The sequence below is a fragment of the Paenarthrobacter sp. 2TAF44 genome (assembly GCF_052114885.1).
Classification (GTDB): domain Bacteria; phylum Actinomycetota; class Actinomycetes; order Actinomycetales; family Micrococcaceae; genus Arthrobacter.
Map to the genome: position 1 here is coordinate 14,230 of NZ_JBFRFP010000022.1, position 14,767 is coordinate 28,996.

Sequence of the window (14,767 nt, forward strand, 5' to 3'; positions counted from 1 at the left end):
CTCAGCGTTGGTCGGCTTCGAGCGTCACGCCGTAGGGCATGGCATGACTGAGGTCGACGGTGATGGTGTGGTGTCGGCGGGTGCCACGGGCGCCTCCCGACGGAGCCGAGGCTGCGTTCCCAATGTCTTGATGGCACGGTCGACCTGAGCCTGCGGTGCTGCCTGCCAGGTCAGCGACTCCCATCCGGCGGGAGGATGCCTTGTTCATCGGATCAGGTAGGTCCTCCTCAGGATCGGAAGCAGCCCCTGCCGGGCATGCTGGTGAGGATGACTGTTACAAAGGAATCCTCGTATCGGCATGCGAGAACGCCGCGAGAAGGTTCTGGATGTGGTGTCGGGCCAGGGCCAGGGCCAGGCTCGATTTGAACTCCCGGTCTCCGCTGAATAGTTCCCGTTCCTGAACCGCAGATGGAATGTCGAGAGCGTCACGAATTGCTCAAGCTCATACGCGATCCATGGGACGCATCTCCAGGCGGGCGTTTCTGGCGACTTCTCCCGGCCAGCGGTCCCTGGGCTTCTGACCGGGGAACGACTATCGGGATTTCAGCGGTCGGAAAGACGCTCGGGAACACCGATGGCTGCGGCACGGCTATCGCATCGAGCGGCACTGTCACTCCGGCCGGGGTGACCACGACGCTCTGGTCACGCACGCTAACGTCCAGCGGACCGCCGTCGAACCCTGTTCCCGCAACGAGCGAGAGGCTGACGACGCCGGGGGCGAGGTCCACGGCAAGGAGCCGGCCGCGGATCCTGAGCCGGAAGGACAGGCTGTCCCAGCCGTCAGGAAGGCGCGGATCGAAGTGCAGCAGCTCGCCTTGATCACGCATGCCGGCGAAGCCTGAAACGAGCGAACTCCAAATCCCCCCGGTGGAGGCGATGTGCACCCCGTCCATGGTGTTGTTGTGGGTGTTGTCCAGGTCGATGAACAGTGCCTCGGTGAAGTGCTTGAGCGCGACGTCGGAGTAGCCCACCTCGGCCGCTATGATGCCCTGCACGCAGGCGGACAGGGTGGAGTCGCCCGTGGTGATGGGATCGTAGAAGTCGAAGGCGCGCTGCTTTTCCTTGGCGGTGAAGTCCTGCCACTGCAGGAACATCGCCAGCACGGTGTCGGCCTGCTTGAGGACTTGGTGCCGGTAGATCACCAGCGGGTGGAAGTTGAGCAGCAGCGGGTACTTGGATCGCGGCGTGGACCAGTCCCACGGCTCCAGGGTCATGAAGTCGTTGTCCTGGCTGTAGATCTCCATGTCCGGATCGTAGGGAAGGGACATGCGTTCGGCGGCCTGTTGCCACACCATCCGCTCGGTTTCCGGGACATCCGGATGTTCCAAGGCCGCGGCGGTACGCAGGTTAAAGCGGGCCATGACGTTGGTGTAGAGGTTGTCGTTGACCACGGCAGTGTATTCATCCGGGCCGGTGACACCGTGGATGTGGAACAGGCCGTCCTTGCCGAAGAAGCCCAGCGAGGCCCACATGCGGGCGGTCTCAATCAGCAGGTCGGCGCCCAGCTCCGCACGGAAGCTGGCATCACCGCTGGCCCACTCGTAACGCCAGGCAGCGAATGCGATGGCCGCGGCGATGTGGAATTGCGCGGTACCGGCGGCGTAGTAGGCGCTGGCCTCGAGGCCGTTGATGGTCCGCCACGGGAACAGGGCGCCATCCACGCTGAGCTCCTTGGCGCGGACGCGCGCGTCCGGCAGCATGGCGTGCCGGGATTCCAGCACCTTTCGCGCCCCGGCGGGGTTCGTGTAGGTCAGGTACGGGAGGAGGTAGATTTCCTGGTCCCAGAAATAGTGGCCCTCGTAGCCGGATCCGCTTACTCCCTTCGCCGGGATTCCTGCGATGCCGGCCCGAGAGGTGGCCTGGGCCAGCTGGAACAGGCTCCACCGGACCGCTTGCTGCAGCTCGGGCTGTCCGCCGATGACGATGTCCGCGGTCGCCCAATACTGGCTGTAGTGCGCCGCGCTTTGCGCGAAGATCTCGGGGACGGGAACGACGGCGGCTTCTGCCGAGGCGGCGGTATCCTTGTCGGCGGCTTCGGCCGCATCCGCAGATATCCGGGCGGGGAGTCCGCTGGCGTCGGGAATGGCGGCATCACCCACGACGTATGACACGGACTTTTCGAGCCGGAAGGACTCGCCTTCGTTCACCGGTAGTACGTAGCGGACCGTGGACTCGTCATCGGAAACGACCGTCTCGAAAGGCTGGTGGTCGGAGGAAATCCAGTGGTCCACGGCCATGCCGATCCGCTGCTTGGACGCAGCGGTTTCCCAGACCAGGCGCAGCGAACCATCGGCACCGTGCAGGTTCACCTGAAGCAGGACCCGGCCGGCGTGCCGGCCCGAGCGCCTCGGGTCGTGCGCTGAGTGGTCCTCCACAGGCTGGTCCTGCCGGTTGATCACGGCAGAGGTGATGTCGGCAGAAATCGCCCGGTCCGCGGTCAGGGTCAGCTCAATCCCGAGGGCTCCGCGATCCTCAAAGCCGACGGCACGGCGTTCCACCGTAGTGACGGTCGCCCCGGAACGGCAGGCCCATGTGACTGCGCATTCGTACGCGCCCGTGGCGAAGTCCACGCTGCGACGATAGTCCAGCACTGTCGACTCGGCCAGGGCCAGCTGCTCGCCGTCGATGCTCAAGGTGAAGTTGTTAGCGTCCGGGATGTACACGATCCGCTGCCCAGTGCGGGCGAAGCCGTACGCGTTCTCGGCGTGTTTGATGTCCCAGATCTCATGGAAGCCGTTGATGAAGGTTCCCGCCAGTTCGGCGTCGGCTGGCGCCGAGTGAGCACCGCGGATGCCCAGGTGGCCGTTCCCCACGGTGAACAGTGTCTCCAGCGTTCCCGCATCACCGGGTACGTGGACATTTTCGACGAGCTTCCACGGGTCGCAGGAGAAGCGCAGCCGGTCGGAGCTGATTAGTGCCATGAAGGTGTCTTTCTCGAAAGAACGGAGGTCAGAGATGTCAGTTAGAAAAGTTCGTTAAGGTCGTCGACGACGAGCGTGGCCCCTGCGTCGAGCAACCTCTGGTGGCCCGCGCCACGGTTCACGCCGATCACGGCCCGGAAGTGTCCGGCGCTGCCGGCGTTCACTCCGGACACGGCGTCCTCGACCACGATGCAGTCTTCCCGCGGGACGTCCAGCAGCTTGGCCGCGTATTCGAAAGTGGCCGGATCCGGCTTCCCGGGAAGCCCTGCGTCGGCGGCCACCTGGCCGTCCACGACCACCCGGAAGTAGCCGTCCAGACCGGCCGCCTTCAGCACCGCCGGGGCGTTGCGGGAGGAGGAGACGACGGCGACTTTCAGTCCCAGCGCCAGCGCGGCGCCGATGAAGCGGACCGAGCCGGCGTATGGCACCACGCCATGGGATTCGACGATCTCGTTGAAGATCAGGTTCTTGCGGTTGCCCAGGCCCTGCACGGTGGGATGCGCGGGGTCGTCATCCGAGGGGCCCTCCGACAGGATGATGCCGCGCGAGGCCAGGAAGTCCCGGACGCCCTCGAAGCGCGGCTTGCCGTCGATGTAGTTGAAGTAGTCAGCCTCCTGGTAGCCGTGAGTGTGGCCTGTTTGCGAGAGGTAGCCATCGAAGAGTTCCTGCCAGGCCTGTTCGTGCACGACGGCGGTGGGTGTCAGCACGCCGTCGAGGTCAAACAACATCGCGGCGGCGCCGGTCCAGAAAGTGCGGAGTTCAGTCATAGGAGTTCCTTGTGGGGGCGCAAAGGATCGCGAATCGTTCAGCCGGCTCGCATTCCGACGCCAATAGGGGGTGCGCCGCGGGCAAGTCACCGGTCTGCCGTTTCGTGGGCAGCAAATTTTGCCTCGCGGACATTCTGCTGAATGGGCAACAGGCGCCCGCTGTGGACAGTAGCTCAGGCGGTGGAGGTGCCCCGGATCAGTGACAACCCGTGCCCGTGGGCGAAGAGCGGAGACGGAGTGTCGGATGCTACATCAGGTCGTGAGGCGCGGACTTCGTCCATGGAGGACGGCAGCTCGAAGGGCAGACGGCCGCCCGGGAGGATCCGCCCCGTGAGGGCATCCACCAGTGCGGCGTCGGAAACGCCGAAGGTTCCCACCAGTACGCTCGCGAATGGGATCAGCGGGGTGAGGATCGCGGGGCGGTCCAATCTGACGTCAATGATCAACGGAACCTTCCTGGACAGAGATTTCAACCGAGAAACGAGCCCGGGCGGGAAGTTGAGGGAGCCTGCATGGAAGCCCTCCTCAAGAAACAAGTCCTCCCTGTGCTCCCACGGTGCATGGAGGCGGATGATGGCAATGTCTGCGTCCTCGGGCGCTTCAACGAGGGTGCCTGCTCCGGCCAAGGACGCAGGATCAAGGCCTTCCGCATAGACGCGTGGCGCGCCGGACAACGGCAGCACATGACCGCCGTCGGCCCCTTTGTCTGCCAGCACGGTAACAGAGAGGGCTTGGGCCCGGTGTCCTTCGGCACGGAATTCTTCGTTGCCGACGAGGACGGCTGCTGCGTCCTCCGATACGTAAGGGTTGTCGAAGAGGCCCAGCTGGAACTTGACGATCAGCAGCCGGCGGGCGGATTCGTCGATCCGCTCTTCGCTGACGATGCCATCACGGACCAGGCCAAGGAGCAAGTCCGTGCACTCTTCTCCGCCGAACTGGTCCACGCCGGCGTTGAGGATTTTCTCCATGCGTTCAGCTGGGGAGAGGTCCTCCACACCCCAGGCGCGGGCGGGTAGGACCTTGTCTCCGACGACATTGTCATTGATGAGTTCCCAGTCGCTAAGCACCACCCCGTCGTAGCCGAGCTTTTCGCGTAGGAGCCCGGTAATGATCTGCCGGTTGTAGCCGAAGCCGACCTCTTCGACGGGTTCGCCGTCGAGCTCGAGGCCGACGGGCATTCCGTAGTAGGGCATGATGGCGCTGGTGTGGTTGGCGATGGCGGTCCGGAAGGGTTCAAGGTGCTCCTCGAAGCGTCCTCCGGGGTAGACCTGCTCGCGGCCGTAGGGGAAGTGCGGGTCTTCGCCGTCGCGTTGGGGGCCGCCGCCGGGGAAGTGCTTGGTGGTGCAGGCAACGGAGCCCGGGCCAAGGGACTCGCCTTGGAGTCCCTTGAGGTATTCGACGGCGAACTGCGAGGTTTGCTCTTTGTCCTGGCCGAAGGTACCGGCCTGTCGGCCCCAGCGCGGTTCGGTGGCAAGGTCCACCGTTGGGTGCAGCGCGGCGCGGATGCCGACGGCGGTGTATTCCTGCCGTGCGATGTCCGCGAATCGCCGGATCAGTTCTGTACTGCCGGTGGCGGCGAGACCGATGGGTTCGGGCCACTGGGAGAAGTGGCCCGCGTTGAAGGAGACGCCGGTGTTTTCAATGAAGGCGTGCCTCGGGTCCGTGGAGATGGTGACCGGTATGCCGTGCGGGTTTGATTCGGCGAGTTTCTGGATGGCGTTGTTCCAGCGGGCGGCGTGCCTTGGGGTCCCGAGGGCGTGCACGTTGAAATGATTCATGAACTTCTGCGCGACGACGGCAGACGTTCCCGACTTGCTGATATTTCCGGGGTGCTCCAACAGGGTCCCGTCAGGTCCAGTCTCAATGACTGTGTGAAACAGCAGACCCACCTTCTCTTCGAGGCTAAGACGAGGCAGGAGGTCAGCTGTCCGTTCCTCCGGGCTGAGTGATGGATCCTCGAATGGATCCATGACCCCGTTGCTGTTCAAATCCCGGTAAACGGTTCCGTTGGGTGCGATGGAAGTCTGCAGGTGGTTCAAGGTTGTACCTCTCAGCTGTTCGGGGAAAGCGTTACTTGATGCCGGTGGCGGCGACGCTTTGGATGAAGAAGCGCTGCAGCGCTACGAAAAGGGCGACGATTGGGGTAATGACCAAGACCGATCCGGCCAGCAGCAGGCCGTAGTTGGTGGCATTCTGCCCGGTCGAGAAGAGGGACAACGCCACCGGCAGGGTGTACATGTCCTCGCTCTGGGCCGCGACCAGCGGCCAGAGGAAGTTGTTCCACGAGCCCAGGAAAGTCAGGATCCCCAGCGTGGCCAGAGGCGGGCCACAGAGGGGCATCACCACGCGGGTGAAGATCCGGAACTCGCTGGCTCCGTCGATCCGTGCCGCCTCAATGATTGAATCCGGGATGCCCAGCATGAACTGGCGCATCAGGAACACCCCCACGGGCGAGGCCAGGAACGGAAGGAACAGGGCCGGGTAAGTGCTGACCAGCCCCAGTTTGCTGACCATCACAAAGAGGGGAACGAACGTGACCACCCCGGGCACCATCAGGGTCACCATCACCAGCAAGAAGAGGAACCGCTTCCCGGGAAAGTTCATCTTCGCCAGTGCATAGCCGATCATTGAGCAGAAGAGCAGGTTGCCCAAGACCGTGACGACGGCAACGATGAGGCTGTTAGTGAAGAACGTCTCTATATGCAGGTCAGTGAACCAGGCGGTGTAGTTGGCAAGGGTGCCGTCCTGTGGCCACCAGGTGACAGGCCTGCGAAGGAGTTCACCCTGGGTTTTGAAGGATCCCAGCAGCATCCAGGCGAACGGCAGGAGGGTAGCGGCCACGGCGAGCAGCAGCAGGGCGTACACGAGGGGCCGGCCGTGCTGACCGCGACGGCGGGGACGGCGTGCAGGTCCACCGGATTCGGTCCGCAAGGGTCCGGGCGTGAGGGTTTCTGTGGGAAATGTCATGGCAGTGCTTAGTCCTTCGACCGGAGGGCACGGAACTGGACGAGGCTCAGTAGCGCTATGGCGACGAAGAGCACATAGCTGGCGGCAGATGCCAAGCCGTATTTGCCGAACCCGAACTGGTTGTATGTGAAGTAGCTGATGGACAGGGTCGAGTCGAGCGGCCCGCCCTTGGTCATCACGAACGGCTCTTCGAAGAACTGCAGGTAGCCGACGGAGAGCAGCACCGCGCCCAGCAGCAGTGTCGGCCGCAGGGTGGGCAGCGTGATCCTGGTGAACCGCTGCCAGGCATTGGCACCGTCCACCTCGGCGGCTTCGAGCATTTCCGCCGATACGTTCTGCAGCCCCGCCAGGAAAATGATCATCAGCGTGCCCATGTTCCGCCACACGGCCATCAGGATCATGGCCGGCATGGCCCACGTGGTGCTGTTGAGCCAGTCGGGGCCGTGGATTCCCACAGCGCCCAGGATGGTGTTCAGCAGGCCATCCGGCTGCAGGATGAACCGCCACACGACGGCCACGGCAACAATGCTGGTGACCACGGGGGTGTAGAACCCTACGCGGAAAGCCGTCCGGAAGCGCTTGATTCCACTGTTCAATGCCACCGCCAGGGCCAGCGCCACGGCCATGGTCAGTGGTATGCCGACGACGACGAAATAGGCCGTGTTGAGCATCGAATGGACGAACTGCGGGTTGGCGAACAACGTAGCGTACTGCTTGAGGCCGACGAAACCGACCGCGGCCGGGTTCTGGACGTCACGGCTGGTGAAGTCCGTGAAGGACATCGCGAAGGAGGAAACCAGCGGCACGAGCATGAACACGGCGAAGATCGCCACGAACGGGAGCGCGAACATCCATGCGATAAGCGCCTGCCTGCGGCGGCGCGCGGAGGGTCCGGCCGCACCCCTGGGCGACCGGGATGCGGTGGACAACGGGGTGCGGCTGGACGTCGTGCTCATGTTCAGCGGCCTGTCCCAATTGAGTCGGCAGTGGACTGCAGTTCCTTGAGGGCCGAGGCCGGGTTTTTGTCGGCCTTCACGATCTGTTCCAGCTGGGTGTCGGCGGCGGCGGACACCTGGGTCCACGTCGGGAAGGACGGCGGGGAGTTGACGTCCTTGAGCTGGTCGCCGAAGACGGCAAGTTTGGAATCACCGGAGAGCGAGGGGTCCTTCCATGCAGACTGGGATGCTGGCAGGTCCCCTGTCGCCTTGTACCACTTGACCTGGATGTCGGGCTTGGAAAGCCACTGGATGAACTTCCATGCCGCGTCCCGGTTCTGGGATTTCTTGAACACGACCAGGTTGGAGCCTCCGGCGAAGGAGGTCGCCGTCTTCTGCTTCGGGACCATGGCCACCTTGTACTTGTCGGCGAATCCCGCGCCGCCGGCCTTTTCCAGCTCGCCGATCCCGGACGGACCGCCGATCCACATGGGAACGGTTCCGTCGACGAACGCGGACTCGGCCGCACCGGCACCGGTGGAAGGGTTCTTGTTGGCAATGCCTTCGGTGAAGAAGCTGTTGTAGTAGTTGAGGGCGTCTGCGAGCTCGGGCGTGTCCAGCGTCCATTTGGTGCTGTCCTGGTTCACCAACTGAGCCCCGCCCGACCAGACAAGCGGGAGAATGCGCTGGAAGGAGTCCGCTCCGCCCGCGGGGAGCGCGACTCCGTACTTGGCGCCGGCCTTGCTCTGGAGGTCCTTGGCCAAGGACTTGAAACCATCCCAGTCCGTGGGAAAGGTCTCATGGCCGGCCTTTGCTGCAAGATCGCTGCGGTAAAAGACGACGTTGGCGTCCACGTACCACGGGACGCCATACCTGGTCCCGCCCACGTCGGTCGACTTCACCGAACCGGGAAAGATGTCGCCGGTATCGACGGCGTTGGGCGTGGGGTCGAAGGCATCGCTGAAGTCGCTCATCCAGGTGGTGCCCATTTGGGCGATATCAGGGGTGGTGCCCCCGGCGATGGCTGTCTGGTATTTATTGTGGGCGGCATCCCAGGGGATGGCCGTGACGTTGACCTTTACGCCGGGATTGGCGACCTCGAATTCCTTTGCCAACGCAGGCAGCGCGGCGCCCTCGGCACCCTGCGCCCACACCGTGACTGTTCCGGTCGCGGGGCCCGAGGCAATTGGGGATGCTGATTCGGTGGATCCGGGACCGGATCCATTGTCGCGTCCGCAGGCAGTCAGGAGCAGGGCTGCGGCAAGGCCGATAACGGCTGCTTTTGTGGCTTTGGCATGGAGCATCTTTGGTGCCGGCAGGGCTGCTCGTTTCTTATTCTTCAACATCATTGTTCCTCTCAAAGGAAGGGGGAGGGGAGAGCATAGGGGCTGCTGTTCGACGTCGACGATCGGCCCGTGTTCAAGAGTGTACGCGCATACATTTTGCTGTGGCAAGGGTCACGCCCCCTTTTATTTCAGGGATGTATGCGCGTACAGTGTGTGATAGCCTCGGCGACACGTCGGGCAACGTGACCTCGCGGTCGACCGCTCTCGGGGAAGGGGACTATGTTGTCCAGCAGCACTACGCCAACCGTTTACGACGTCGCGGAGGCCGCCGGAGTTTCCACGGCCTCCGTCTCTAGGTTTTTCCGCTCTCCGGACAAGGTCCGGCCTGCCACGCAGGAGGCGATCCGCAAGGCAGTCGACACGCTCGGCTACATCCCGAGCGGACTCGCACGGGGCCTGGCCGAGCGCCACAGTGGCGTTGTCGGCATGTACTCGTTCAGCGGCCACGAGCCCGACGAACTGGCGATACCGGCACGGCTCGACGAGGACTACGTCCCCTTGGTCCGCGAATCATCGACGAGTCCAAGGCTTTACCCGCTCTTCGCCGACGAGGTGCTCCGGGGCGTGGAACTCGAGTGCACTGTGCGCGGCCTCCCGCTCGCCGTTGGCTGGCAGAAGCTGGACTCCGGCGGCGTGGCCCTGGACGAGATCGCCCGCCGGGTAGACGGTCTCGTGGTGCTCCCCCATGTGGTGTCCGAGTCAACGCTCGTCCACCTGGCTCGGACCAAGCCCATCGTCCTGGTTGCCCAGTTCCCGGAAGACCCCATGGTCATGTCCTCGGTGACGGTCAACAACAGGGCCGGGATGCGCCGGCTCGTCGAGCACTTGATCGAAGACCACGGGCGCAAGAGCTTCTGGTTTGCCGGGCCCATCGATGACTACGACCGCTACGCGCGGCACAAGGGGTTCCTTGACGCTCTCGAGGCGGCCGGTCTGGCCGCCCCGGACGGCACTGTCCTGGGGGGCACGACCGGCAGGTCAGACGTACGCGAAGCCGTCACAGCGCTGCTCGCCGATAAGGCCGGCCGGCCGCACCTGCCCGAGGCGATCGTATGCGCGAACGATCAGACCGCCCTAGGCGTCATCGAGGGCCTCACCGAGGCCGGGGTCAAGGTTCCGGAAGAAGTTGCAGTCACCGGGTTCGACGGGATCGATGCAGGCCGGTTCATGCGACCGGCGCTCACCACGGTCCGCCAGCCCATGGACCTGCTGGGCCGGGTCGCCGTCGAGCTCCTGAGCAAACGGATGGCCGAGATCCCATCAGCCTGCGAGCACAGGGTCCTTCCTGTACAGGTCCTGCTTCGGGAAAGCTGCGGCTGCACGCAGTAGATACCTGTAACCGATGATCTCGCTCCAAAGCCCGCCTGATTCTCACCCGCCGCGTCAACGCGGATGTCCTGGAGGAGGTGCTCGAGCCCTCATACCCGACCGTGGAACCGGTCACCGCCGAGGTCGCAGTTCGGCTATTGGCGGACGTTGCGCCCACGGAAGCGGTCAAGGCCCCATCCGACCAACCCGTGTAGCTTCAACACGCTGAACTTGACAGGGAATTTCAAGGGCGGGTCCCAGCCCTATGAGGCGTCGCGCTCCTGGTTGAAGTTGAAGCGCAAAGACACTTTGGATGTGGTGTGCGCAGCCGTCATAGGGCCAATAGCGCAACCGCAGGCGATCATCGCCGGCTTGCCCATCGATGGGCAAGCTGCGGATCGTCGGCAGGTCCACGGTGCTCTCAACACAGCGAGGCCGTGAGCTGGGCCTCAAGCTCCGCCCGGCTGAGCCAGGGCACCCATGGCCCGAAGAGATCAGCGAAACCTCATTGAACAGATTCAGCAAAGACAAAGGCCCCGTACGCCTGACACTGGTGGAGCCAATGGTGGTTGAAGTGGAGGCCGACGTCGCGTGGTCCGGTAGGTCGTTTCGTCACCCTTTGTCTTTCATTCGGGCCCGGCCCGAACTCGATCCCCAGGACGTACAACTACCACCAACCCTTGCTTCAGGCTCCCAGCAAGGATGTAATCAGCCGTGATTCAGGACATTGCCGTTGTCGTAGCATTTTCATCATGCCCGAAAAGACACCCCAGCCAGCGCGGTTCCTCACCGTGGAGCAAACAGCCCAATACTTGAACGTGGGACAGCCGCTCATCCGGGCGCTCCTGAAGACCGGCGACCTAAAGGGCATCCAGATCGGCGGACGCAATATCTGGCGTGTCGGCCTGAACGACGTCGAGGCATACGTTGAGGAGGCCTATCGGAAGACCGCCGAGCGGATCGCTTCCGGAGAGCTCGATGACATCACCACCGACGAAGATTCCTGAGAAGAACGCGTCACTACCCGCTGCCAGTGCGCACTAGGTAGACGTGGCGGTCCAAAAAACCACGGACCCCTCTGTAGGCGAAACAGACCGTGACTTTGGCCCCGTCACAAGCGCACCGCCTGCACAGTTTGTCCGGACTGAGTATGCAGGTCAGTGCGTACGCCTGTCGGCCAGGGAGACGAAGCCCCCTTCCTGGCCAGCGGGCGTTGTGGCCGGCCACCTCCGGTTGCCCGGTCACACCCTCCGGGTCACAAGGCATCGAGGGCAATGTGGTGGAGTGCTTATTCTGTCGGTGCAACGGCATACACTGTTTATTCGAAGATATATTCGAATAAAGGTGTGTTGTGGGCGTGATAGTTGGCCCCCGTGTGATAGATGCGGGACTCTCTCTGGTGAAGGTGTCGCTGGCACCCGTTGCAGTAGCGGCGGGCTACCCCTCGCCAGCCCAGGACTACTTCGATGGCCGTATCGATCTGAACGAACACCTGATCAAGGACGTGACGAGCACCTTTATTGTCAGGGTCACCGGGCAGTCCATGGAGCAGGCCGGTATCAGCGACGGCGATGAGTTGATCGTGAACCGTGCGCTGGAGCCCAAGGACGGTTCTGTCGTTGTTGCTGTTCTTGATGGCGAGCTGACCATCAAGAGGCTGAGGATCACGGCACATGGTGTTGTCCTGCAGGCGGACAACCCGGACTTCCCTGATATCAGGGTTTCAGCGCTCTCGGACCTGAGCATCTGGGGCGTTGCGACACGGTGTTTGCATTATGTCTAAGCCCGCGGTCATGCGTCGGATGCAGGAGATAGCGCACGTGGACGTGAACTGTTTTTATGACTCAGCTGAACGTGTCTTTAATCCCGCGTTGGAGGGCAGGCCCCTCATTGTGCTCTCCAACAACGATGGCTGCGCGGTGACACGTTCCCCGGAAGCCAAGAGGCTCGGCATTGCCATGGGTGAGCCGTGGTTCAAGCTCCGCCCCCGGGCCAAGGAATGGGGGCTGGTGGCCCTGTCCAGCAACTACGAGTTGTACGGAGACATTTCGGCGCGCGTCATGGAGCTCCTTGGCAGGTACTCGGCTTGGCTTGAGGTGTACTCCATCGATGAAGCATTCCTAGGAGTCAAAGGCGAGCCCGATGAGCTGCTGGCTCTGGGCCGGGAGATGAAGGCCGCGTGCCGGCGGCATGTCGGCGTGCCTGTCTGCGTTGGCATCGCGCCGACGAAAACCCTTGCGAAGCTAAGCAATAAATGGGCGAAGAACAACCCCGTGTTCGACGGGGTCTGCCGCTGGGAGTCTGTGCCGGCTGAGCAGCGCGAAGCGCTGATGGCGAAGCTGTCGGTGATTGAAATCTGGGGCGTGGCTACACGGCTGACGAAGCGCCTGAATGCGATGGGGATCTTCTCGATCCTGGACCTGACCCGGGCCAACCCGGTCGCGATCCGGGACAAGTTCTCCATCGTCATGATGCGCACCGTCCTGGAACTTCAGGGAACACCGTGCATCCCGATGGAAGAGGAACGCATCGGCCGGGACCAGCTGATCTTCTCCCGATCCTTCTCCGCACCGATCACCACGGCTGCCGGGTTGCGGCAGGTCATGAGCGTGTACGCGCAGATGGCCTCGGCGCGGCTGGCCAAACACGACCTGCAAGCGAAAGTGTTGACGGCGTTCGCGGCGACGTCGCACTTCAACCCGAACGAGAAGTCCTTTCCCTCGGTGTGCCCGGTCCTGCCGACGCCGACCGCGGATCCTGTGCTGCTGACCCGGGCAGCCCACGCGCTGCTCCCCCAGGTTCACGAGGGCGTGAAGTACGTCCGGGCGGGGACCATGGTCACGGATCTCCGGCCCACTGGTAATCAGAAGCCCTTGGAGTGGTTCGAGAACCCGCACGAAGAACGCGGCATCGGGATCCTGCTGGAGGACGCGGCCAAACGATACGGCCGCGGGTCCATTGGACTAGGCCATGCCGGGATCAAAGGCGGACCGGACTGGTCCATGAAACGCGACATGCTCTCCCCCAGGTACACCACACACTGGGACGAACTCCCCCTCGTCAAGGCCGCCTGACCGGCGCCGAGTAAGAAAGGAAACCACAATGACCCTCGCACCCGAATCCCCCACGACCGGCAATGACGTCGCTGTCCGGTTCAGCCCCGACGGCACGCCGTTGGCGATCCGTCACGACGGCCGGATCTGGATGGTTGATCCCGACGTCCACACCGCCCACTGGTTCACCAGGGACGCATGGTGGGAACACCGGGACCGGGCCGCCGTCGGCACCGGCGATGTTGTCAGCATCGAGCACTGGCAGGTCCAAGCCAAACTCCCCCAAGCCGGTGGGGAGCTGCGCACGTTCACGCTGCGCCGGGAGCCGATGGCATCAGCTAGTGCCCGCTGACTTGTACCGGTCCCGTGTCCCCGAACAGCTGTGGGAGCGGATCCGGATTGAATTCCGGCTGCCCAGCCTGGGGAAGGTCCGCGAACGACTTTCTGCTGTGCAGGAGGACCCGAACAGATGATGCGACAGATCTTCCGCGTCATCGACGGGGGGACCTATTGCCCCGGTTTCCAGTTCCGCCCGGACCTGACCCTGGAACCGGTAATGGTGGCGCTCTTCGAATGGGCGATGGACTTGGGGATCCCGCACAACTTGGCGTTGTGGATGATGGTCCCCTCCCCCGTGCTGCAGGGATCCCGTCCCGTGGACCTGCGCGGCAACGCCGATTCCTCAATACTGCCTGAGGCGCTGGAAGAAACCTTCACCGAAATGGCGGCCTAGGATATGGGAGTGAAAGTGACCCTGACCGTAGAGGCCGGCAACGGCGAACTCAGCCACGTCGACGCCGAAGGCGAGACCTACGAGAAGGCCAAAGCAGCCGCCGAAACGCTGATCCCGGAGGGCGCCAAAGCGATCGCTATTCGCACCAGCTAGCACCGCCAGGGCCCAGCCGCTTTCTACTTATCGGCCCAGCGTTCGTGTGCGGCCTGGCGGCTGATCCCAGCGGCACGGCCAATGTCCGCCCAGGACGCCCCGGCTGCATTCGAGGCGGCGACGGTCTTATCCAGGCGATGCCCGGCCTGCCGGTGTTCCTTCGCAGCTGCTTCCACGCCCAGGATCGCTTCGGACGGTGCGATGTGAGCGAGCCATTCCTCCTGGACGGCGTCCTCCACTTGAGCCGAAACGAAGGCTGCGTCCCCTTGGATGATAAGGATGGACTCTTTTCTTCCAGGAGTGGACCTCGAAGTGAACGTCCTCTTCAGCGTTTCACGCGGCTATTTGGGAGGCTTTCAACGTTGAAGGCATTCATGCTGCCCAAGGAGTGGAGGACGAGGAACGCGAGATAGGGATTTTGAATCCTTATCAAGAGATCGACTAGCCGCCTAGCACGGAAACGGTCGTTTTTGTGCACCATCCGACCAGTCCGAGGTGGGGATCCTACCGTCGCGCCGTTTTTTCATTTTTAGAAGCACGTATGCAGCATTTCGGCCCTTACCGGCATGGGGGAACTGCGGATG

15 protein-coding genes are annotated in these 14,767 nt (G+C 63.3%); 7 read left to right on the forward strand and 8 right to left on the reverse strand.

Translation table 11 applies throughout. From position 1 onward, the window contains the following. Position 1: 1 nt before the first annotated feature. From AB4Z15_RS19025 to AB4Z15_RS19055, 7 genes are all read right to left on the reverse strand, one after another. Positions 2–208 carry a hypothetical protein gene (locus AB4Z15_RS19025; RefSeq protein ID WP_442018501.1) on the reverse strand — a complete coding sequence of 69 codons (207 nt, stop codon included), beginning with the start codon at positions 206–208 and terminating at the stop codon, positions 2–4. Between the two features lie 217 nt (positions 209–425). Continuing rightward, on the reverse strand, positions 426–2,921 hold the full coding sequence (locus AB4Z15_RS19030; RefSeq protein ID WP_442018502.1) for a glycoside hydrolase family 65 protein: 2,496 nt from the start codon (positions 2,919–2,921) through the stop codon (positions 426–428). Positions 2,922–2,962: 41 nt separating this feature from the next. Then, positions 2,963–3,688 (reverse strand): HAD family hydrolase, encoded by a 726-nt coding sequence (locus AB4Z15_RS19035; RefSeq protein ID WP_442018503.1) that lies wholly within the window; start codon positions 3,686–3,688, stop codon positions 2,963–2,965. 173 nt (positions 3,689–3,861) lie between these two features. Continuing rightward, a complete protein-coding gene (locus AB4Z15_RS19040) occupies positions 3,862–5,727 on the reverse strand; it encodes a glycoside hydrolase family 3 protein (RefSeq protein ID WP_442018504.1) in 1,866 nt (621 codons plus the stop codon). A gap of 31 nt (positions 5,728–5,758) precedes the next feature. After that, positions 5,759–6,655, reverse strand: coding sequence for a carbohydrate ABC transporter permease (locus tag AB4Z15_RS19045; protein WP_442018505.1), 897 nt, complete (start codon positions 6,653–6,655; stop codon positions 5,759–5,761). An 8-nt stretch (positions 6,656–6,663) separates the two neighbouring features. Beyond that, positions 6,664–7,611, reverse strand: coding sequence for a carbohydrate ABC transporter permease (locus AB4Z15_RS19050; RefSeq protein WP_442018506.1), 948 nt, complete (start codon positions 7,609–7,611; stop codon positions 6,664–6,666). A gap of 2 nt (positions 7,612–7,613) precedes the next feature. After that, complete coding sequence (locus AB4Z15_RS19055; RefSeq protein WP_442018507.1) at positions 7,614–8,939, reverse strand: sugar ABC transporter substrate-binding protein; 1,326 nt, start codon at positions 8,937–8,939, stop codon at positions 7,614–7,616. A 216-nt stretch (positions 8,940–9,155) separates the two neighbouring features. On the opposite strand from AB4Z15_RS19055, the gene AB4Z15_RS19060 reads away from it, so the two are divergent. From AB4Z15_RS19060 to AB4Z15_RS19090, 7 genes are all read left to right on the forward strand, one after another. Beyond that, on the forward strand, positions 9,156–10,265 hold the full coding sequence (locus AB4Z15_RS19060) for a LacI family DNA-binding transcriptional regulator (protein ID WP_442018508.1): 1,110 nt from the start codon (positions 9,156–9,158) through the stop codon (positions 10,263–10,265). A gap of 731 nt (positions 10,266–10,996) precedes the next feature. Continuing rightward, positions 10,997–11,251, forward strand: coding sequence for a helix-turn-helix domain-containing protein (locus AB4Z15_RS19065; protein ID WP_442018509.1), 255 nt, complete (start codon positions 10,997–10,999; stop codon positions 11,249–11,251). A 344-nt stretch (positions 11,252–11,595) separates the two neighbouring features. Then, entirely contained in the window at positions 11,596–12,027 is a 432-nt protein-coding gene (locus tag AB4Z15_RS19070; protein WP_442018510.1) for a LexA family protein, read from the forward strand. Continuing rightward, entirely contained in the window at positions 12,020–13,318 is a 1,299-nt protein-coding gene (locus AB4Z15_RS19075) for a Y-family DNA polymerase (RefSeq protein ID WP_442018511.1), read from the forward strand. The genes AB4Z15_RS19070 and AB4Z15_RS19075 overlap by 8 nt, the downstream gene beginning before the upstream one ends. Before the next feature lie 28 nt (positions 13,319–13,346). After that, on the forward strand, positions 13,347–13,649 hold the full coding sequence (locus tag AB4Z15_RS19080; protein ID WP_442018512.1) for a hypothetical protein: 303 nt from the start codon (positions 13,347–13,349) through the stop codon (positions 13,647–13,649). 117 nt (positions 13,650–13,766) lie between these two features. Continuing rightward, complete coding sequence (locus AB4Z15_RS19085; RefSeq protein ID WP_442018513.1) at positions 13,767–14,030, forward strand: hypothetical protein; 264 nt, start codon at positions 13,767–13,769, stop codon at positions 14,028–14,030. A gap of 9 nt (positions 14,031–14,039) precedes the next feature. After that, a complete protein-coding gene (locus AB4Z15_RS19090; RefSeq protein ID WP_442018514.1) occupies positions 14,040–14,183 on the forward strand; it encodes a hypothetical protein in 144 nt (47 codons plus the stop codon). A gap of 23 nt (positions 14,184–14,206) precedes the next feature. Here the strand turns inward: AB4Z15_RS19090 and AB4Z15_RS19095 are convergent, their stop codons facing one another. Further along, entirely contained in the window at positions 14,207–14,422 is a 216-nt protein-coding gene (locus AB4Z15_RS19095; RefSeq protein ID WP_442018515.1) for a hypothetical protein, read from the reverse strand. Between the last annotated feature and the right edge of the window lie 345 nt (positions 14,423–14,767).

Excerpts from the sequence above, each read along its gene's own strand:
- AB4Z15_RS19025 (WP_442018501.1), bottom strand. The coding sequence starts at position 208 with ATGAACAAGGCATCCTCCCGCCGGATGGGAGTCGCTGACCTGGCAGGC.
- AB4Z15_RS19030 (WP_442018502.1), bottom strand. The coding sequence starts at position 2,921 with ATGGCACTAATCAGCTCCGACCGGCTGCGCTTCTCCTGCGACCCGTGG.
- AB4Z15_RS19035 (WP_442018503.1), bottom strand. The coding sequence starts at position 3,688 with ATGACTGAACTCCGCACTTTCTGGACCGGCGCCGCCGCGATGTTGTTT.
- AB4Z15_RS19045 (WP_442018505.1), bottom strand. The coding sequence starts at position 6,655 with ATGACATTTCCCACAGAAACCCTCACGCCCGGACCCTTGCGGACCGAA.
- AB4Z15_RS19050 (WP_442018506.1), bottom strand. The coding sequence starts at position 7,611 with ATGAGCACGACGTCCAGCCGCACCCCGTTGTCCACCGCATCCCGGTCG.
- AB4Z15_RS19055 (WP_442018507.1), bottom strand. The coding sequence starts at position 8,939 with ATGATGTTGAAGAATAAGAAACGAGCAGCCCTGCCGGCACCAAAGATG.
- AB4Z15_RS19060 (WP_442018508.1), top strand. The coding sequence starts at position 9,156 with ATGTTGTCCAGCAGCACTACGCCAACCGTTTACGACGTCGCGGAGGCC.
- AB4Z15_RS19065 (WP_442018509.1), top strand. The coding sequence starts at position 10,997 with ATGCCCGAAAAGACACCCCAGCCAGCGCGGTTCCTCACCGTGGAGCAA.
- AB4Z15_RS19075 (WP_442018511.1), top strand. The coding sequence starts at position 12,020 with ATGTCTAAGCCCGCGGTCATGCGTCGGATGCAGGAGATAGCGCACGTG.
- AB4Z15_RS19080 (WP_442018512.1), top strand. The coding sequence starts at position 13,347 with ATGACCCTCGCACCCGAATCCCCCACGACCGGCAATGACGTCGCTGTC.
- AB4Z15_RS19085 (WP_442018513.1), top strand. The coding sequence starts at position 13,767 with ATGATGCGACAGATCTTCCGCGTCATCGACGGGGGGACCTATTGCCCC.